The sequence below is a fragment of the Pseudomonas sp. T1.Ur genome (genome assembly GCF_023516725.1).
Lineage (GTDB): Bacteria > Pseudomonadota > Gammaproteobacteria > Pseudomonadales > Pseudomonadaceae > Aquipseudomonas > Aquipseudomonas alvandae.
Map to the genome: position 1 here is coordinate 17,557 of NZ_JAMGSN010000001.1, position 15,828 is coordinate 33,384.

Below are 15,828 nucleotides of genomic sequence, written 5' to 3' on the forward strand. Positions count from 1 at the left end.
GGGACTTCCTCGGTTGATTGCGGTGAAGCCAGTATTGGCCAAGCCCGGCGATGGGAGGATTGGCCGTAACGACAATAGGCGAGGGAAAACTGACAATGGCGCAGGAAAGGGCATTCGCTGAACTTGGCGTGCTGATGTATCCCGGTGCGCAATTGGCGGCGGTGCACGGCTTGACCGATCTGTTTACGGTCGCGGCCAGGATCGCAACCGAGCAGGCCAGTGTGCAGTTGCCGAGGCTGCGGGTGAGTCATTGGCGCACGGAAAACGGTGAGGCGCCGCTGCGGGTGTTCGACAGCGAGGACGCAGCGCCGGGCAAACTGATTGCCTTGCTGATCCCGCCCTCCATTGCCGGCTTCAATGAAAAGCTTGCCACGCCGGTCCTGATGGATTGGCTTCGGGCTCAGCATGCCGACGGCACCGTATTGGGCGGGGTTTGCGTGGGTTCGATCCTGCTGGCCGAAAGCGGCCTGCTCGACGGTCGCAGCGCCACCACCCACTGGACGTCGGCGAAGTCCTTCGCGGCGCGTTATCCGAAGATCAAGCTCAACGCTGACAAACCCATCGTCGATGACGGTGACCTGATCACCACGGCGGGGCTGATGGCCTGGTCGGAGCTTGGGCTGCGGTTGGTGGATCGTCTGCTCGGCCCCAGCATCGCCACGCACACGGCGAAATTCCTGGTGATCGAGCACAGCGACAGCGCGAGTCAGTGTGGCAGCAATTTTGCGCCGATCCTGGGACACGGTGACGGCGCGATCCTCAAGGTGCAGCACTGGCTGCAGCGCAGCGGCGCGGTGGACGTCTCCCTCGGCGCAATGGCGGAGCAGGCCGGCCTGGAAGAACGCACCTTCCTGCGCCGGTTCCGTGCCGCCACCGGGCTCAAGCCCACCGAATACTGCCAGCACCTGCGAGTGGGCAAGGCCCGGGAAATGTTGGAGTTCACCAACGGCACCATCGATCACATTGCCTGGACCGTGGGTTATCAGGATCCCGGGGCCTTTCGCTCGACCTTTAAGAAGATCACCGGGCTGGCGCCGAGTGACTACCGGGCGAGGTTCGGGGTAAGCCCGCAAAACGCTTCCAAAGGTTGACACTGGTCCCCTTTGTGGCGAGGGAGCTTGCTCCCGCTGGGGTGCGCCTGTAGGAGCTGTGTAGGAGCTGTGTAGATACCGTCTTAAGTCTCACCGGGCAAGCGCAAGTTTCGGGTCATATGGCAGTCCTGACTTGAGCACTCCGTAAACGAAGTGCAGCAGTTTGCGCATTGCCGCGCAGATGATTTGTTTGGGGGCCTTGCCGTTGGCCTCCAGGCGTTCTTTCATCGCCATGATCGCCTTATTGTGTTTCAGCGCCACCATGCCAGGCATGTAAAGGCCTGCACGCAGCCGTGCTGACCCGATTCTCGAAATTAGGGTATGACCTTTGAGCTTTCCTGATTCTTGCAGCTTGGGATTCAGCCCCGCAGCGGCGACCAATTGGCGAGGATCGCTGTATTTGCGCAAGTCGCCCAGTTCGGCTAGCAATCGCTCAAGCGTTTTTTGTCCGATACCGTCGATGGTTACGATCAGATCCCGCATCTGACGCATATCCGGGTCGTCATCGATGTGCTTTTTGATCGCCTTATGTGTTTCAACGATCTCTTTTTCGATATGGCGCAGAACGGAGTTGATCGAGTCTTTGACCTTTTCGTCAGACACGTCCAGACGATTAAGCTCCATTTGTTCCATTTCCTGAAGGTCATCCAGGCGGCGCACCATAGCTTTCAACTGGCGATACTTCAGTGGCTCAGGTGCCCATGGCTGAAGCTTCTGATCCTTTTCCCGGGCGAAGTCGGCGATGAGTTTGGCATCGCTTTTATCGGTCTTGATGCGGCGCAGCTCGCTGTCAGCGTACGCTTTGGTCGTAGCCGGGTTCACGACGCAGATTCGGAAGCCTTTGTTGTAAACGAACTCGGCGAGCTCCAAGTGGTAGACGCTGGTGGCTTCCATCACGATCAGGGCCGAACGCTCGACGTTTGTGTCTAGCCAAGCCTCAAACTCTTTAAAACCTTTTGGATTGTTGGCCAGCTTGGCCTTGGTTTTGTGCTTGCCGTTGGGCAGGTGTGTAGCGATATCAAAAGTGTTCTTTGCAACGTCGACGCCAACGAAACCAGACATGATCGTTTCTCCACTTGTTCCCTTTTGCGATCATCACGTCACTCGGTCCAACCTTGCGAATGCGGGCTCTAGCCGGAGGCGGGCCCAAGATACCGTGCGAACTGTACGAGTGAGTGTGGAGGGCTGGAGCACGATCTACATCACAGGCAAAAAGCCTAAGGAGCTGCGCGGCTTCCAAGTCCCTCCCTCGATGATCAGTCGAGAACTATCGCTCCTGACGGAGCGATAGTCGAGATACAAGGAGCTGCCGAGCGAAGCGAGGCTGCGATCTTTACCCCAGACACTTGAGTCTCAAGTGAAAGATCAAAAGATCAAAAGATCAAAAGATCAAAAGATCAAAAGATCAAAAGATCAAAAGATCACAGGCTTCGCCAGCTCCTACACCAGCGGGAGCAAGCTCCCTCGCCACTGGTGGGGCTGTGTCTGCCGGCTGGCATCGTGCAATTTGCCGGATTCCAACCCTCTGTCGTGCAGAATGAAACAGGCTCGGTGCCATATTCCTCGGCCCATCCCCCCGTTTCCTTGACCGTTCGTCCCCTGCCGCGCCGTTGGCCTGATCTCTGCAATCCTTATAGCTACGGCTATTGAGCGCAGTTGAAAGGACAACGCATGACGTCGATCCATCGTGATAAATGTGTAGTGGCCCACTCGGTCAATCCCCAGGCACCGCTGCATGAAGTCGAAACCAATCGGGCACTGGCGCGCTGGCTGGCGAATATTCTGGGCCTGGAATACGGCGGCAGCTACGACAGCGAGCAACACGCCGGGCGAGACCTGTACCTGTTGCCCACGCAAACCCTGATCGGCCCCGAGGCTGCGTTGCGCCTGGGCGTCAAGGGACCGGAGGATCTCTGGGGCGGTTATGTCGATCACGACTTTATCTGCACCAAGGCAATCGCCCATGGTCTGTTGAATAAGGACGCGGTTGCGCCGAAGGGCTGGTCGCCGCTGTTCGCCAAGCTGACCCGGGGCGTTGTACTCGACGGCATCAGCGTGTTCTCCCTCAAGGATGCGCGCCAGGCCGCCGAGCATCTGCTGTACGCCGGACCGATTCGCTTCAAGCCAATCCATGCTTGCGCCGGACGTGGCCAGCGGGTCATCCGAAGCATCGCGCAATTCGATGAAATCGTCGCGGCGCCAGACGCCCAGGCGGTGTTCAGCGAGGGCATCGTGCTGGAACAGAATCTCAATGAGATCAGGACCCAGAGCGTTGGCCAAAGCTTCATCAGCGGCAGGGTCTTGAGCTATTGCGGCGTGCAACACCTGACCCATGACAACGAAGGGCAGGAGGTCTATGGCGGTTCTGACCTGCTGGTGGCCCAAGGTGGCTATATCGAGTTGCTCGGTCTGGAACTGCAAGACGATGTGCGCGAAGCGGTGCGCCTGGCCCAGGTATTCGATGACGCCGCCAACCAGGCATTCCCGACGTTCTTTGCGTCGCGGCGCAATTACGACATCGCCCAAGGGACGGACACCGGTGGCCAGCCTCGCGGCGGCGTGCTCGAACAATCCTGGCGGATGGGCGGGGCCAGCAGCGCAGAGCTGGCGGCATTGCAGGTGTTTGTCGAGGATCCTTCGATCCGCGCGGTTCGGGTGTCTTCGGTCGAGACCTACACCGATCAGCCGCTGCCCCCCGGCGCGACGGAGGTTTATCGCGGCGAGGCAGAAAACGGTGACTTCCTACTCAAATACGTAACGGTTCAATCCTATGACGGCTAGAAGCGAAACCATCCAGATTGCCATCGATGATGAGCATATGAACGGGACCTTCCTGAGCCCCAAATCAAAGGTCCCCGGTGTGTTGTTCGTACACGGTTGGGGCGGCAGCCAGGAACGTGATCTTGAACGGGCTAAGGGCATCGCCGGCCTGGGCTGCGTATGCCTGACCTTCGACTTGCGCGGGCACACGGGGGGCGCGGGAATTCCGTTGTCACGGGTTACGCGGGAGGACAACTTGCGGGACCTGTTGGCGGCCTACGACCGGTTGCTGGCCCACCCCGGGCTGGACACGTCGGCGATCGCGGTGGTCGGCACCAGCTACGGCGGTTACCTGGCCTCGATCCTGACGTCGTTGCGACCGGTGCGCTGGCTGGCCTTGCGGGTGCCGGCGCTCTACCGGGACGAGCAGTGGCACACGCCCAAGCGCGACCTGGACAAGACCGACCTGCTCGATTATCGCAGCACCCTGGTCCACGCCGACACCAACCGGGCCTTGCAGGCGTGCTCGCAGTTCACGGGCGATGTGCTGCTGGTGGAGTCCGAGACCGATGACCATGTGCCCCACGCCACCATCATGAGTTATCGAGCGGCGTGCCAGCAGACCCACTCGTTGACCCATCGGATCATCGACGGCGCCGACCATTCCCTGAGCGACCCCGTGTCACAACAGGCCTACACCTCGATCCTGGTGAGCTGGATCACGGAGATGGTGGTGGGCGAGCGGTTGAGCATCATTCAGGAGCGGTAAGACATGTGGCGCCTGTGTGGGCCTCATCGCGAGCAAGCTCGCTCCCACAATGGCCTGTGTGGCCCCGGGCTCATTTGTTCTGCAGATCCCTGTGGGAGCGAGCTTGCTCGCGATGGGCCAGACTGGGCACCGCATCACTTGACCCCAGGCTTGACCCGCAAAGCCTTGGCCTTCGCCTCGATCACCAGGTACATCACCACCGTGATCAACAGCGGCAGGATGAAATAGATCGCCCGGTAGGCAATCAGCCCTGCGATCAAGCTGCCCCGTGACACCTCGTGCTGCAACAGCGCGACGAACACCGCTTCCAGCACTCCGAGACCGGCCGGAATGTGGGTAATCACCCCGGCGATACTGCTGATCAACAGCACCCCGAGCACCACTGGGTATTCGAGTTTGCCCGGCAACAGCGTGAAGATAACCGCCGCCATCAGCGACCAGTTCAACGCCCCCAATGCCAATTGCAACACGGCCATGCGCAGCGAAGGCAGGTTGATTTCCATGCCGCGAATCGTCCAGGCCCGGCGCTTGGAGAAACGGCAGGCCAGCAGGTAGCCGGCGCTGATCAGCAGCAGAAGCGCCCCGACGCCTTGCAGCGCATCGCTGCTCAGTTTCCAGCCCGGAGGCATCGTCACCAGGCCACTGCTGAACACCACGCCGGCCAAGGTCATATAGCCGAACCAGTTGGTGGCCAGGCTCAAGCCGAGAATCTTGGCGATATTGCCAGTGCTCACCCCCAGCCGCGAATACAGCCGATAGCGCATGGCGATGCCGCCGACCCAAGCGCTGAGGTTGAGGTTGAACGCGTAACTGATGACCCCCACTGGCAATATTTGCCGCCAGCCGAGTTTTTGCCGGATGTAAGTGCGCCCGATCAGGTCGAAGCCGGCATAGGTGATGAAGCTGGCGATGGTCAGCGCGGCGGCGATCAGCAAAGTGCGAAGCTTGAAATCCGCCAGCGTCGTGAACACCTCGGACCAATCGATGCGCCGTGCCAGGGCGGTGAACAGCACGATCAGCAGCAGGAAAAAAGCCAGGGTCAGCGGGCGTTTCCAGCGACTCCAGCGCGACTTCGGCTTGGCCTGTTCCGGCGCATGGGCATCTCTCGGCGCGGTGTGCGCTTCAGAGTGGTTCATGGGGTTCGCTCCGGACCGCCGTCGGCGGTGAAAAAGGTTTCAGACGCGGTTTATGGGCCGGCAACCATCCGGCCCAGGCCGGAAAGTGACGCAGGAAGTGGAACACCATGAAACCGATGGTCATGCGCCACAGCCGCCCGCGACGGGCGTGATTTTCGGGCATGACGGTGCAGTGATTGCGGCTCAGGTGATCGAGGCGCTCGAACAGTTCGCGGTTGAAGGCGCGGTCGCGGATCAACACATTGGCCTCCAGGTTCAGGGACAGGCTCAGCGGATCGAGGTTGCTCGAACCGACCGTGCTCCAGTCCTCATCCACCAAGGCGACCTTGCCGTGCAGCGGCCGCTCGCAATACTCATAGATCGTCACGCCGGCCTTGATCAGATAGTCATAGAGCATCCGCGCCGCGAGCTTGGCGATCATCATGTCCGGTTGCCCTTGCAGGATCAGCCGCACCTCCACGCCACGTCGCGCGGCGTTGCGGATTTCGCGCAGCAACCGATAACCGGGGAAGAAATACGCGTTGGCGATCACCACCCGACGCTGTGCGCTGCGCAGCACTTGCAGGTAGACCTCTTCGATGTCGGTCTGATGCTCGTGGTTATCGCGGTAGACCAGGCGTACCTGGCCGTCATGGTCGTTGAAGGCCAACTCGGTGCGGCGGCTGCGGCGACGTTGCCACCAATACTTGGCCCGGGCCGGCCGACCGCTTTGCAGCAGCGCGAAGTGATGGATATCCACCACCGCCGGGCCTTTGATTTCCACCGAATAATCCTGCTTGGCCTCGGGACCGAAGTCGCCCAGGTGGTCAGCGGAGAAGTTGATCCCGCCGATGAACGCGATCACGCCGTCCACTACCACGATCTTGCGATGCAGGCGGCGGAACCAGTTGGTGCGGATGCCCAGGTGCCGGGGGGCCGGGTCGAACATTTGCAGGCGTATCCCGGCATCGCTCAACGAGGCGAGAAACGCCGTGCTCAGCTCACCGCAACCGAAACCGTCGAGGTTGACGGTGATGCGTACGCCGCGCTTGGCCGCCTCGACCAATATATCCCGCAGTTCAAAGCCGACCTTGTCCTCGAACAGAATGAACGTCTCCAGGAGAATTTCTTCCTTGGCGCGGCGAATCGCTTCGAAAACCCGTGGGAAATATTCCTCGCCGTTTTCCAGCAGCGTGACGCGGTTGTTGCCGTGCCAGCCGTATTCGACGTCGGCCAGCGCCGGGTTGCGTTCGGTCGGCGGCACCTCGACCTTTTCCACCGTCGCCTTGTCCATCGTCGCGTTCATAATTCGATCTCCACCGACAGCGGTGCGTGGTCGGAAAGGTGCGACCAGGGTCGTACATTCAGTACCTTGGCGTGATGGGCCTTGAGGTTGCGCACGTAGATGCGGTCCAGGCGCAGGATCGGCAGGCGCGCCGGAAAACTGCGGGCCGGTTTGCCCCATTGTTCGGCGAATACCTCCCGCAGGCCGCAGGGCGCCAGCAGGTCATTGGCCTTGCCGCGCCAATCGTTGAAGTCGCCGGCTACGATGACCGGTGCTTCGGGCGGCAATTCGCTCAAGCGCTGGCAAAGCAGTTTCAGTTGCTCGGCGCGATGGCCTTCACGCAACCCCAAGTGGACGCAAATGGCATGCACGTCCTGCCCACCGTCAGCGTTCGGCAGGCGCAGCACGCTGTGCAGCATGCCGCGGCTTTCGTGGCCGCTGATGGACACGTCGAGGTTGTCGTGGCGGATGATCTGGAATTTCGACAGCAACGCATTGCCGTGGTCGCCCGCCGGATACACCGCGTTGCGCCCGTAGGCGAACTGCGGCCAGAGGGTGTCGGCGAGGAATTCGTATTGCGGGATGCTCGGCCAGTTGCTGTAGCGCTGGGGATGGTGTTCGTGGGTGCCGTGTACTTCCTGCAGGAACACCACGTCGGCGGACACGCTGCGCACCGCTTCGCGCAGTTCCGGCAGGATGAAGCGCCGGTTCAGGGCGGTGAAGCCTTTGTGCGTGTTGACCGTCAGCACCGTGAATCGATTGACTCGGTCGAGCAGTCGCTGCGTCGAATCGTGCAGCGGCTCGCGGGTGGCTTCGCTGGATTCTGGCGTGCTCATGGCAATACTCCTTCGGCCGGGCGCACACCGGGAGCGGTGGCGAGATTTTTGTCCAGGTCGAAGCGCTCCAGCAGGTGGCGCGCGTCATAGGGCGCGCGGACTTTGATGTCGTTGTCGAAATAGCAGAACACTTCTCGGCTCTTGCGCGGCCGGGGTTTCTTTTTCGGATCGATCAACTGTGCGTCGCTCGGCTGCGTGCCGTGGCTCCAGGCCTCGATCCGGTCCCCCCAGCGCTTGAGCGCCTCGTCGGTGTAGCCGCTGGCATACAGCTCTTCGGCGCCATGCAGGCGCAGGTAGACGAAATCGCTGGTGACGTCCTCGCGATAGGGCCATTTTCCGGCGGTATCGGCGACCACCAGGGCGACGTCGTAGCGTTTGAGCAGGGCGACGAAGCGCGGGTCGATGAAGCTTTCGTGGCGGATTTCCACGGCATGGCGCAGCGGGCGTTTTTTATCGGTCTCGGTGCTGGCGTGGCCATCCAGGCGCGACTCGTGCTCCCGGGCCAGGGCGGCGGCAGCCTGGGTGTCATGGGGCAGTTGCTTGAGGAAGTCTTCGAACAGTTCCGGGTCGAATTTGAAGCTGGGCGGGAATTGCCAGAGGATGGCGCCGAGTTTTTCCTTGAGCTCCAGCACCCCGGACGCGAAGAAATTCGCCAGGGGTTTGTGAACGTCCCGCAGGCGCTTGATGTGGGTGATGAAGCGCGGCGCCTTGACGCTGAACACGAAGCCGGGCGGGGTCTCGGCGTACCACTGGGCATACCGTTCGGGACGTTGCAGGGCGTAGAACGATCCATTGATTTCGATGCTGTTGACCGCTCGAGAGGCGAATTGCAATTCTCGTTTCTGGGCCAGCCCCTTGGGATAGAAATCCCCGCGCCAGGGCGTGTAGCGCCAACCGGAAATGCCAATGTGGATCGCCGTCATGTATCCCTCCCGTGCCAATGACCTCGTACTGCCTGTGTCTTTTGATGACCGCCGGGCGGGCGGGAAAGTTTCGATGGAGTGCCCGGCGGTGAGAAAGACTATTGGGGGCGAAGGTATGTTCATGCCGGACCGCGCTTGTAGGAGCTGCCGAGTGCAACGAGGCTGCGATCTTGTCCCAGACAGTTGAATCGCAAGCGAAAACTCAAGACCAAGCTCAAGATCAAAAGATCGCAGCCTTCGGCAGCTCCTACAGAGATCCACTCTCGATCTTCACATGCCGCCAAAACCGAACTTGCCGGCCCATTGTTGATCAGTTCCTTACCGATCCCGTGCGAAGGAGCCCCGCGTTTTGTCTCGATTGAGCACTGTATTGCTAGTGTTGCTGCTGGCCATGACCGGCACCGGCGCCTACGGGACCGCTGCGGTCCCCGGTACCTCCAAACCCGCCGAAGCCCCGGCCGAGCCCGAACCGCTGGTGCAAGGCGGCTTGTTGGGGGCCATCAGTTCCAGCATCGACGACGTCCAGGACAAGCTCGACCTCGACCAGAGCCTGGTGGATGCCTGGCGCCTGCGGGCGGATCGGGCGGCTGACGAGGTGGATCGACTGGTGGACCAGACGTCCCGTTCGTCCTGGCGGATAGCGGGCGATTTCCTGTTGCTGTCGGGCGTCTGGCTGGGGACGTTCGCGCTGCTCTGGACCGGTGCGCGCTTGTTGGTGCGACGTCTCGGTCGGCGCCGCTGGCTAAGCACTCGCCAGCGGGTGCGGGACCTGCTCGGTTATCTGCTGCCGTACACCTTGCCGGCCGTGGCCTGCCTGCCCTTGACCCTTTACGTCAGCCATTTCCTGCAAGTCTCGGTCGGTCGCGCCCTCGCGTTGTGTTTCGCCTACGCCACCAGCAGCGGCATCGTTTCCACATCGGTGCTGCTCTGCGTGATCGTGATGTTCAACGCCGGCCACAAACGCCGTGCCGTGGCGATCATCCGGCATTTCAGCCCGCGGCCGTTGTTCCTGATCGGTTTCCTGGCGGCCCTCAGCGATGCCCTGACCAGCCCGCAGATCGCCCGCCAACTGGGCGGCAATATCACCAGCAGCGTCGCGGTGTTCACCGGTCTGTCGGCTTCGCTGATCTTCGGTTGGCTGGTGATCCACATGCGCCGGCCCGTGGCCCACCTGATCCGCAACCGGCCGCTGGCCCAGCGCCTCAAGCAACCGGCGTTGCAGGAGTCCCTGCGGATTTTTTCCGGGCTCTGGTATTGGCCGATCCTGCTGATGGTACTGGTCTCGGCGGTGAGCCTGATCGGTGTCGGCGAAGACAACCAGAAGGCCCTGCGTTGCGCCTTGTTCACCACCCTCCTGCTGATCGCGACGGTGTTTCTCAGCACCGTGTTCCAGCACATCTTCAAATCGCCCAAGGCCGAGGCCATCCAGCGCAACAGCGCCTACAAGGGGCGGCTATTGAGCTTGCTGCACGCCTTGTTGCGGATCGTCATGGCCGTGGTATTCATCGAGGTGCTCGGACGGATCTGGGGAATCTCTTTGTTCGAGTTCGCCTCGCGCAACGCCGTGGGACGGGCGATCAGCGATTCCTTGAGCCGCATCGGCCTGATCTTCCTGGTGACCTGGCTGACGTGGGTGGTGCTCGACACGGCGATCCAGGAGGCGTTGAAACCTCCGCTCAACAAGCGCGGCGCCCGGGCACCCAGCACCCGGGTGAAGACCATCCTGCCGCTGTTGCGCAACGCGGCCAAAATCATCCTGGTGGTGATCTGCGCAATCACCACCATGGCCAACCTCGGCATCAACGTCGCGCCATTGCTCGCCGGTGCCGGCGTGGTCGGGCTGGCGATCGGTTTCGGTTCGCAGCAACTGGTGCAGGACGTGATCACCGGGCTGTTCATCATCATTGAAGACACGCTGTCCATCGGCGACTGGGTGGTGCTCAGCTCCGGCCACGCCGGCACTGTCGAAGGCCTGACCATCCGCACCCTGCGCCTGCGCGACGGCAAGGGCTTCGTGCATTCGGTGCCGTTCGGGCAGATCAAGGCCGTGACCAACCAATCCCGGCAATTCGCCTTTGCGTTTTTCTCGGTGCAGTTCACCTACGACACCGACGTGGACCGTGCCATTGAATTGATCCGCGAAGCCGGCGATTCGATTTCCGAGGACTCGTTCCTCAAGTTCAACCTGCAAGGGCCGCTGGATGTGTTCGGCGTGGACAAGATGGACCTCAACGGCGTGGTCCTTACCGCCCAGTTCCGCACCGTGTCGGGCGGGCAATACGCGGTGAGCCGGGCGTTCAACCAGCGATTGAAGAAGCTTGTGGATAACGAGCCGTCGGTGCACTTCGCGCAGACTTATCCACAGCAGGTGGTGATGCCGAAGCGGTTGGCCGCGGGACCAGAGGTTGGGGATGAGCGGCCTGACCAAGCTCAATGATGGCTCAGGTTTGCGGTAGGGCTTATGGCCTCATCGCGAGCAAGCTCGCTCCCACAGTAGGGTAGTGGTGAATGGAAAACCCCTGTGGGAGCGAGCTTGCTCGCGATGAGGCCCGCCCAGACACCCTCAAACTTTCTGAATGAGCTTGTTCCTGACCTCAGCCATCCCTTGAGCATCCAACTCCACCCAAAGCTGCTGCTTGCCCGCAACCAACGCCGCCACCGGCAGCCCATCCCGATAAACCAGCCGATTACTCGCCAGGGCCGGTACTTTCGTCCCCGGCAGCAAGGTACCGGCGAGGTTCAACGGATCAACCCCGCACACCGCCACCAGGCTACCGTCGGTGGGGCGACGCCGTGCTTCGCGCAGCAGCGGGATGGCTTCGGGCAAGGCGAACTGTTCGCCGGCCAGCCCGCTGACAAAGCGCCCGCCACGAATCTCGCCCCGCGCCTCCAACCGATGAAACGTGCGCAGCAACTCACGCCAGCTCGGCAGCCAATCGGCTTCGCGCTCCAGCAAGCGCCAGAACACCACGCCATAACGGCGCAGCAGGGTCATGGCGATGTGTTCCAGGGTCTCGGGCGGCGTGGGCGCGGGCCGGTTGCCGGGTTCTGGCGCGGGCGAACTGCGGCGTAATAAGGCCCAGCGCCCGGCATCGTCCATGCCGCCGACAAACGCCCCGCGTCCGCGCCGGCTGCTGCGGGCCTGGCGCTTGCTGGCAGGGGTGATCAAGGCCCGCAGCCCGGCGAAGCTGTCGGCGTTCACCAGCCCGGCGCCGACCAGTTCCTGCAAGGCGATTTCCAGTTCACTGCGCAGCAAATGGGCCTCGTGCAGCAATTCATCGAAAAACAACGCGCCGTGTTCACTGAGGGCCTGATGGACTTTTTGCGTCTTGAGCGACAGTTCGCTGATCGGAGCCTGCTCGGCGAGGCTGCTCCACAGCGCGACTTTGGCACGCGGCAGCAACACGATCGGCGTGCTGCGCAGCGCGCTGGCGGACAATTTCTGGCGGGCGCTCAGGCGCGTCCAGACGAACTTGCCACCGCGGCACAGTTCATCGAGCCAACTCGGCGAATAATCCTTGATCCGCGCTGGCAGCAGGTCGCTGTCCCAGGCCGATGCGGCGGCCGGGTAGCCTTCGAACTGGCTGATGATCGCCGGCAACACGGCGCTGCCGCGGCCTTGGCTGGACGCCGACAGATGCTGCCAGTCGAACAGGAATCGCATGAAGTCCTGCAACATCACCGGCTCGATTTCCCGGCGCAGGCGCTTGACGGTGTAGCGGTGGATCCGTGCCAGCAGGTGTCGCTCGCACCATTCCTCCTGGCCGGTGCCCGGCGTGAAGCGACCGCGCAGCACATACCCTTGTTGTTCGAGCTGGGCCAGGGCCTGGGTCGCTTGTGCCGGCGACAGCCCGAGCGGGTAGGCGATCGCGGTCAACGGCTGCGGGCCAAAGGCACTGAGCCGCGCACGCAGCACTTCCACCACGGCCCCGTCGCTGTCCCACGGCTCGTCAAAACCCGGCAGCGGTGTCAGTGGAGGCTGCCATTTGGCCTGTGGATAAATCGCTTGCAGGCACGTCAGCCGCTCCAGCGGCACCCACAGGCCGCGCTCGTCACTGAGCCGAATGTGGCTGGCGCGACCGCGCTCGGCCAGGGTCTGCAGCCCGTCCAGCCATGACGGTTCGGCACTGGCTTCGCTGTCGGCGATGCAGGCGAGGCTCATCAACGCTTCGTGGATTTCATCGACATGGGTCGGCGTCGGCCAGGCCTCTTCCCGCACGGCCTGGATGGCCTCGGCGTCCAGGGCGCCGAGGTCGTCGGTGGATTGCGGATCGCTCCAGCGCCGGTTGATCACCGCTTGGGTACGGCGCTCCTCCAGCGGCGCGTCGTCGAGAAAGGTGTAGGGCCGGGCACTGAGGATTTCTGCCGCCAGGGGCGAGGGCGCCGGCAGGTCGCGGCTGACCAGGCGGATCTCGCCCGCTTCCATGCGCCGCAACAGCGCCAGCCAGCCTTCGCTGTCCATCGCCTCGTGCAGGCAATCGTCCAGGGTTTGCTCCACCAGCGGATGATCAGGAATCTCCCGCTCGCCGGCGAGGTTTTCCAGGCAGGCGATCTGGTCCGGGAACACGCTGGCGATCAAGTCTTCACTTTTCATGCGCTGGATCTGCGGCGCGACTTTGCGTCCACCGGTGTAGCGCGGCAACGCCAGGGCCACGCCGGCATTCCAGCGCCAGCGCACGCCAAACAGCGGCGCATCCAATACCGCTTGAATCAGGATTTGCTCGGCGCTCTGGCTGTTGAGGTAGCGCCAGACCTCGTCCAGTTCGAAGCTGTGGCTGGTGGACAACGAGAGCACGATGGCGTCCTCGCTGGCGGCGGCCTGCAATTCGAAATTGAAGGTGCGGCAGAAACGCTTGCGCAGGGCCAGGCCCCAGGCGCGGTTGATGCGGCTGCCGAAGGGCGTGTGGATGATCAGTTGCGTGCCGCCGGACTCGTCGAAAAACCGTTCCATCACCAAGGTGTCCTGGGACGGCAGGGCGCCAAAGGCCAGGCGCGCCGGCGCCAGGTAATCAAGGATCTGCTCGGCGCTGGCAAGGTTCAGGTGCAAGGAGCCCGTCAGCCAGTCGAGTGCCGGTTGCAGATTGCCCGGCGTGGCGCCGAGCAGTTGATCCAGCTGGGCTTGCAGGCGGGCCACGGCCAGGGACAGCTCGGCGCTGCGCCCCGGGGCTTCGCCGAGCCAGAACGGAATGGTTGGCGGTTGACCTTGGGCGTCCTCGACCCGCACGCGGCCGGTCTCGACGCGGATGATGCGATAGGACGTATTGCCTAGCTGGAACACGTCCCCGGCGATGCTCTCGACGGCGAAGTCTTCGTTGACGCTGCCGATGTTCAAGCCTTGCGGTTCGAGCAAAACGCTGTAGTCGGCGTTGTCCGGGATGGTGCCGCCGCTGGTCACCGCCGTGAGCTTGCTGCCCCGCCGCCCGCGCAAGGTCCGGGTGACGGCATCGCGGTGCAGGTAGGCGCTGCGCACGCCTTGTCGGCCGTTGAGACCTTCGGCGAGCATTTGCAGCAGGGCCTGGTAGTGTTTTTCGTCCAACTGCGCGTAGGGCGAGGCGCGGCGGAACATCTCCAGCAACGCCTGTTCATGCCACTCCTGGCAACTGACTTCGGCGACGATCTGCTGGGCCAGGACATCCAGCGGCGCCTTGGGGATGTGCAGGATGTCCAATTCGCCACGGCGCACGCAGTCGAGCAGGGCGGCGCATTCGATCAAGTCGTCGCGGGTGGTGGCGAACAGGCGCCCCTTGGGCGTGCCGCCGACCTGGTGGCCGGAGCGACCCACTCTTTGCAAGAACGCCGAGATCGAACGGGGCGAGGCGATCTGGCAGACCAGGTCGACGTCACCGATGTCGATGCCCAGCTCCAGCGACGCCGTGGCGATCAGCACTTGCAGTTCGCCACGCTTGAGGCGTTGTTCGGCGTCGAGGCGGAACTCCTTGGCCAGGCTGCCGTGGTGGGCCGCCACGGCGTCCTTGCCCAGGCGTTCACTCAGGTGGCGACTCAGGCGTTCGGCCAGGCGTCGGGTATTGACGAACACCAGCGTGGTTCGGTGCGCCCGGGCCAGCTCGGCGAGGCGGTTGTAGACCAATTCCCAGACGTCATTCGCCATCACTGCCGACAGCGGCACCGGCGGCACCTCGATGTCCAGGTCGCGGGGGCGGGCGTGGCCGATGTCGACAATATCGCAGGCGCGCCCTGCGCCGACCAGAAAGCGCGAGACCGCTTCGATGGGCTTTTGCGTGGCGGACAGGCCGATGCGCATCAGCGGTTCGGTGCACAGGGCTTGCAGCCGTTCCAGGCTCAAGGCCAGGTGGCTGCCGCGCTTGCTGGCGGCGATGGCGTGGATTTCGTCGACGATTACCGTGCGGGTGCTGGCGAGCATCTGCCGGCCGGAATCGGAGCCGAGCAGCACATAGAGCGATTCGGGGGTGGTCACGAGGATGTGCGGCGCGGTCTTGCGCATCGCCGAGCGTTCTTTTTGCGGGGTGTCACCGGTGCGCACGGCGGTGGTGATGGGCAAGGGCGGCAGGCCCATTCGCTGCAACTGCTCGGTGATACCGGCCAGGGGATTCTGCAGGTTGATCTGGATGTCGTTGCTCAGGGCCTTGAGCGGCGAGACGTAGACCACCAGCGTCGCGTCCGGCAGGCCACCTTGCTCCAGGCCGCGGTGCACCAGGTCATCCAGCACGGCGAGAAACGCTGTCAATGTCTTGCCCGAACCCGTTGGAGCGGCGACCAGCACCGAACGGCGCTGGCCGATCAACGGCCACGCCCGGGCCTGGGCGGCCGTGACCGCCGGGAATGTCTGGCTGAACCAGGCGCGAACGGCGGGGTGAAAGCCTGCCATGGCGTGGTTGGCTGCAAGGGGCAGATTCATGGGGGCAGTTTAGGCGGGTGGGGTGGGGAGGATGCAAGTACCGTCCGGAATCTCCGTTGGCTGTTCCGGCCTCATCGCGAGCAAGCTCGCTCCCACAGGGATCGCATGCATATTGAAGGTCCCCTGCGGGAGCGAGCTTGCTCGCGATGAGGACCTCAAGACTTGCACAAAC

At 62.8% G+C, this 15,828-nt stretch carries 10 protein-coding genes; 4 read left to right on the forward strand and 6 right to left on the reverse strand.

All coding sequences use genetic code 11. The annotated features are described in order from the left end of the window. Window positions 1–95: 95 nt before the first annotated feature. Window positions 96–1,091, forward strand: coding sequence for a GlxA family transcriptional regulator (locus M8Q45_RS00130; protein WP_249873131.1), 996 nt, complete (start codon window positions 96–98; stop codon window positions 1,089–1,091). A 90-nt stretch (window positions 1,092–1,181) separates the two neighbouring features. Here M8Q45_RS00130 and M8Q45_RS00135 read toward each other — a convergent pair whose 3' ends face one another. Next, window positions 1,182–2,153: an IS110 family RNA-guided transposase gene (locus M8Q45_RS00135; RefSeq protein ID WP_249873132.1), complete on the reverse strand. Its 972-nt coding sequence runs from the start codon at window positions 2,151–2,153 to the stop codon at window positions 1,182–1,184. Window positions 2,154–2,762: 609 nt separating this feature from the next. Here M8Q45_RS00135 and M8Q45_RS00140 point away from each other — a divergent pair. Next, window positions 2,763–3,872: a DUF3182 family protein gene (locus M8Q45_RS00140; RefSeq protein WP_249873133.1), complete on the forward strand. Its 1,110-nt coding sequence runs from the start codon at window positions 2,763–2,765 to the stop codon at window positions 3,870–3,872. Further along, window positions 3,862–4,620 (forward strand): alpha/beta hydrolase family protein, encoded by a 759-nt coding sequence (locus M8Q45_RS00145; protein ID WP_030140481.1) that lies wholly within the window; start codon window positions 3,862–3,864, stop codon window positions 4,618–4,620. The genes M8Q45_RS00140 and M8Q45_RS00145 overlap by 11 nt, the downstream gene beginning before the upstream one ends. Before the next feature lie 134 nt (window positions 4,621–4,754). Here M8Q45_RS00145 and M8Q45_RS00150 read toward each other — a convergent pair whose 3' ends face one another. From M8Q45_RS00150 to M8Q45_RS00165, 4 genes are read right to left on the reverse strand one after another with little or no spacing between them, the layout of a single operon-like run. Beyond that, the gene (locus tag M8Q45_RS00150; protein WP_249873134.1) at window positions 4,755–5,756 is read right to left on the reverse strand and encodes a lysylphosphatidylglycerol synthase domain-containing protein; all 1,002 of its coding nucleotides are present in this window, start codon (window positions 5,754–5,756) and stop codon (window positions 4,755–4,757) included. Further along, entirely contained in the window at window positions 5,743–7,041 is a 1,299-nt protein-coding gene (gene clsB, locus M8Q45_RS00155; RefSeq protein ID WP_249873135.1) for a cardiolipin synthase ClsB, read from the reverse strand. The genes M8Q45_RS00150 and clsB overlap by 14 nt, the downstream gene beginning before the upstream one ends. Continuing rightward, window positions 7,038–7,856 carry an endonuclease/exonuclease/phosphatase family protein gene (locus tag M8Q45_RS00160; RefSeq protein WP_249873136.1) on the reverse strand — a complete coding sequence of 273 codons (819 nt, stop codon included), beginning with the start codon at window positions 7,854–7,856 and terminating at the stop codon, window positions 7,038–7,040. The genes clsB and M8Q45_RS00160 overlap by 4 nt, the downstream gene beginning before the upstream one ends. Next, a complete protein-coding gene (locus tag M8Q45_RS00165; protein WP_249873137.1) occupies window positions 7,853–8,779 on the reverse strand; it encodes a DUF72 domain-containing protein in 927 nt (308 codons plus the stop codon). The genes M8Q45_RS00160 and M8Q45_RS00165 overlap by 4 nt, the downstream gene beginning before the upstream one ends. Before the next feature lie 349 nt (window positions 8,780–9,128). Here M8Q45_RS00165 and M8Q45_RS00170 point away from each other — a divergent pair, with 349 nt between their 5' ends. Beyond that, a complete protein-coding gene (locus M8Q45_RS00170) occupies window positions 9,129–11,216 on the forward strand; it encodes a mechanosensitive ion channel family protein (RefSeq protein WP_249873138.1) in 2,088 nt (695 codons plus the stop codon). A gap of 126 nt (window positions 11,217–11,342) precedes the next feature. On the opposite strand, the gene M8Q45_RS00175 is transcribed toward M8Q45_RS00170, so the two are convergent. Continuing rightward, window positions 11,343–15,656, reverse strand: coding sequence for an Lhr family helicase (locus tag M8Q45_RS00175; RefSeq protein ID WP_249873139.1), 4,314 nt, complete (start codon window positions 15,654–15,656; stop codon window positions 11,343–11,345). Between the last annotated feature and the right edge of the window lie 172 nt (window positions 15,657–15,828).

What these genes read in the sequence shown, in the direction of transcription:
- M8Q45_RS00145 (WP_030140481.1), top strand. Translation starts at nt 3,862, where the DNA reads ATGACGGCTAGAAGCGAAACCATCCAGATTGCCATCGATGATGAGCAT.
- clsB (WP_249873135.1), bottom strand. Translation starts at nt 7,041, where the DNA reads ATGAACGCGACGATGGACAAGGCGACGGTGGAAAAGGTCGAGGTGCCG.
- M8Q45_RS00130 (WP_249873131.1), top strand. Translation starts at nt 96, where the DNA reads ATGGCGCAGGAAAGGGCATTCGCTGAACTTGGCGTGCTGATGTATCCC.
- M8Q45_RS00165 (WP_249873137.1), bottom strand. Translation starts at nt 8,779, where the DNA reads ATGACGGCGATCCACATTGGCATTTCCGGTTGGCGCTACACGCCCTGG.
- M8Q45_RS00140 (WP_249873133.1), top strand. Translation starts at nt 2,763, where the DNA reads ATGACGTCGATCCATCGTGATAAATGTGTAGTGGCCCACTCGGTCAAT.
- M8Q45_RS00135 (WP_249873132.1), bottom strand. Translation starts at nt 2,153, where the DNA reads ATGTCTGGTTTCGTTGGCGTCGACGTTGCAAAGAACACTTTTGATATC.
- M8Q45_RS00150 (WP_249873134.1), bottom strand. Translation starts at nt 5,756, where the DNA reads ATGAACCACTCTGAAGCGCACACCGCGCCGAGAGATGCCCATGCGCCG.
- M8Q45_RS00175 (WP_249873139.1), bottom strand. Translation starts at nt 15,656, where the DNA reads ATGAATCTGCCCCTTGCAGCCAACCACGCCATGGCAGGCTTTCACCCC.
- M8Q45_RS00160 (WP_249873136.1), bottom strand. Translation starts at nt 7,856, where the DNA reads ATGAGCACGCCAGAATCCAGCGAAGCCACCCGCGAGCCGCTGCACGAT.